Source organism: Gilliamella sp. Lep-s35 (assembly GCF_009795845.1).
Taxonomy (GTDB): domain Bacteria; phylum Pseudomonadota; class Gammaproteobacteria; order Enterobacterales; family Orbaceae; genus Gilliamella.
The window spans coordinates 1-2517 of record NZ_WTEX01000056.1 but is presented as its reverse complement, the minus strand read 5'-3'; the positions used below and the strand labels follow the sequence as shown (position 1 = coordinate 2517).

Genomic DNA, 2517 nt, shown 5'->3' with positions numbered 1-2517 from the left:
TCTTCGTTAGGCTACTTACCTCCCGTTGAATTTAAAAAAACACTTACCCCTTAATTTTTTTGTTTGAAAATGTGTTGCCATTCCAGTGTCGAGTAGCGTGTAACAGTCAAATACATAGCACCTATTAATTTTTGTGATTAGTATAAATTTTCTTTACTAAGTTAGCTTTGTTAACTATACTGCAAAAATATTTATTCACTAATATAAGCTAATTATAGGTTAATAATAAATATAAAACCATGAAAGCAAAGCCAGCAACAAAAGCATTTGATATACAAACTAAATTAACGCCTTATCTTTATAGTAATAAGGAATTAAGTGAGTTTGAATTTAAAATGTATGAAAGAGAAGCTAACTCAATACCTGATTATATTCAAAAAAATAATACGCTGGGGTTGTTATATGGTGTTCAAAAAAACGATGCTCTAATGGAACTGCACTTTGAAAGCGCATTATCATGTGCTTTTGATTTGGATATTTTATCTAATTATGCTGTACTATTAAATCATTGTTCTTTATTTAAAAAACAGAAACAGGTTTTATTTGATTATAGAGAATATTTGAATACTCCAGCATTATTAAAACTTCTTCTTAACGTTGTTTCTATATATTTAGATTCCAATATGGCTGAATTTATCTGTAAAAAAGCTGTTGAGATAAAATGCGATGGATTTTTTATTAATGCATTTTGTGTGCGTCAAATGCAGATTTTAGAGGTAAGGAAGATGACAAATTGCTCTGATGCTCAAATTGCTTTATTAGTAGATATTTGTTCAAGTATTCTTAAAAAATATAATCAAGTTTGTGATTCTCTGGAGTTAGAAACTGTGGCTGGTGGGCACTCTGTTTTTGGTATAGCTACGGATAGTGTTGATATATTAGTTGATATGAATTTCGAATTAGCGGATAGAGTATCAGAAGCTCCTGAGTTGGACTCTTGTAAATTAACTGCTGTATTTAGACCATCTAAAAGGGTTGAATTATGAGTGTATCGGGCGATGACTTTTTAAATTCAGCTGCTGATTTTCTCAGTAATGAGCGAGAAATAGATTATCGCAATTTTATTTCTCGTGGATATTATGGAATGTACCATAAAATATCAGCAATACTAGAATGCAATCCTAAGGTTTCAATATCTCACCATTCGGCTCTTATTGAATATTTAGGAACCCCGTCACAGCATAAAAACGAACCATTTGATTCTAATAAATTAAAATCATTATCATATATTCTTAAGCAAGAAAGACTAATGAGAAATAAAGCCGATTATGATATTAATGATACAGATATAACTCTTTTGGATGTTGACCAGTCAAAAAGAACTCATGATCAATTTCGTAGTCGGATAAATGAATTATTAAATCGGTAGCAATTAACTAATAACCCGCTTCGGCGGGTTTTTTATTAAAAATCTAACAGTTCAGGATTGATTTGTAGTGCTTTGGCAATTTTAATCCGTGTTGCTTTTCTTAACTTTTGGCTTTTTTCATATTGAGAATAAGCTGATTGGCTAATACCTATTTTATTCGCAACTTCAACTTGAGATAATTTTAAATATTTACGCCATGCTTGTGCAGGAGAATAGTTATTATCAAAAACCATGTTAACAACTTCGCTTGGTACACCAGTTTCAACATCGATTGTTTTTGCGTTTGATAACTCTAAGTATTGATTGTAAGGCATAATCACAAATTGTGGTTGTCCTTGTTCATTATTAATAAACTGTATATTAGTAAGTGCGTTCATTGCGTTTTTTCACCTCTTCAATAGAAACAATATGAATGACACCATCAAAATTAAAAAAACACTCGATAATTAACCATCCGTAATCTGTACTGATATTTATGATTAGTTAAGGTTTTTACATTAATGCAATTCGGCATGTAAGCCAGTTCATTAATTTTATTACGGATTAAAGCATTGCTTTGAATTTGCCGTAACTGTTTTAAGGCTTTAATTTGATAAATAATTTTATTCATTTTGTTTTTCTAACTAATCTTGATATAAGTATTATATAAGACATATAAGTTTTACAAAATAAAATATAAGTAAATTTAAACCTGAAGCTCTCAATTGTGGGCTTTTTTATGTCTGGAAAAAATTACGGAAACATCTCATTGGAAACCTCAAAACAGCTCTACAGTCTCAATATCACCGAAAGTAAAGGTAATTAAGTTCGGTGACGGCTACGAACAACACATTCGTGACTGCATTAACAAAGACTTTCGCTCATACAATGTAACATTTGTTGAGTTATCAGAAGATATCAGCTTGATTGATGATTTCGACGGCTTACTGCTTACTTGGCGCAGTTGTCGCCCGTCACGAAGTGCCTGTTAAATACCTAGATGCTGTTAACTTTGAGAACGGTCAATATGCCGATCCGTTTTGTGAAATCCTTTCAAGTTATGTCATTGAACAAGTCACACAACTGGATCGGCTACACTAATTCATACAACTTTTTTAAGGGGTAAGGTAAACTTATCACAACTAAAAAAGGAACAAATATGAATAAGA

5 protein-coding genes and 1 pseudogene are annotated in these 2517 nt (G+C 31.3%); 4 read left to right on the top strand and 2 right to left on the bottom strand.

Annotated elements, in window-relative coordinates:
* Nucleotides 1-239: 239 nt before the first annotated feature.
* Together GQ590_RS11865 and GQ590_RS11860 are read left to right on the top strand one after the other, a co-directional pair.
* Nucleotides 240-986, top strand: a complete 747-nt coding sequence (locus GQ590_RS11865; protein WP_160409247.1) for a hypothetical protein — start codon at nucleotides 240-242, stop codon at nucleotides 984-986.
* Nucleotides 983-1369 (top strand): hypothetical protein, encoded by a 387-nt coding sequence (locus GQ590_RS11860; protein ID WP_160409249.1) that lies wholly within the window; start codon nucleotides 983-985, stop codon nucleotides 1367-1369. Before GQ590_RS11865 ends, GQ590_RS11860 begins: the two co-directional genes overlap by 4 nt.
* A 35-nt stretch (nucleotides 1370-1404) precedes the next feature.
* On the opposite strand, the gene GQ590_RS11855 is transcribed toward GQ590_RS11860, so the two are convergent.
* Together GQ590_RS11855 and GQ590_RS11850 are read right to left on the bottom strand one after the other, a co-directional pair.
* A complete protein-coding gene (locus tag GQ590_RS11855) occupies nucleotides 1405-1746 on the bottom strand; it encodes a helix-turn-helix domain-containing protein (RefSeq protein WP_160409251.1) in 342 nt (113 codons plus the stop codon).
* A pseudogene (locus tag GQ590_RS11850) lies at nucleotides 1730-1979 on the bottom strand (type II toxin-antitoxin system RelE/ParE family toxin). The gene GQ590_RS11855 and the pseudogene GQ590_RS11850 overlap by 17 nt, the downstream one beginning before the upstream one ends.
* Nucleotides 1980-2073: 94 nt before the next feature.
* On the opposite strand from GQ590_RS11850, the gene GQ590_RS12980 reads away from it, so the two are divergent.
* Both GQ590_RS12980 and GQ590_RS11840 read left to right on the top strand, forming a co-directional pair.
* Nucleotides 2074-2340, top strand: coding sequence for a phage tail protein (locus GQ590_RS12980; protein ID WP_160409253.1), 267 nt, complete (start codon nucleotides 2074-2076; stop codon nucleotides 2338-2340).
* On the top strand, nucleotides 2279-2449 hold the full coding sequence (locus tag GQ590_RS11840; RefSeq protein ID WP_160409254.1) for a hypothetical protein: 171 nt from the start codon (nucleotides 2279-2281) through the stop codon (nucleotides 2447-2449). Before GQ590_RS12980 ends, GQ590_RS11840 begins: the two co-directional genes overlap by 62 nt.
* Nucleotides 2450-2517 lie beyond the last annotated feature (68 nt).

Coding starts and splice junctions, on each gene's coding strand:
- GQ590_RS11865 (WP_160409247.1), top strand. CDS start 240: ATGAAAGCAAAGCCAGCAACAAAAGCATTTGATATACAAACTAAATTA.
- GQ590_RS11860 (WP_160409249.1), top strand. CDS start 983: ATGAGTGTATCGGGCGATGACTTTTTAAATTCAGCTGCTGATTTTCTC.
- GQ590_RS11855 (WP_160409251.1), bottom strand. CDS start 1,746: ATGAACGCACTTACTAATATACAGTTTATTAATAATGAACAAGGACAA.
- GQ590_RS11840 (WP_160409254.1), top strand. CDS start 2,279: ATGATTTCGACGGCTTACTGCTTACTTGGCGCAGTTGTCGCCCGTCAC.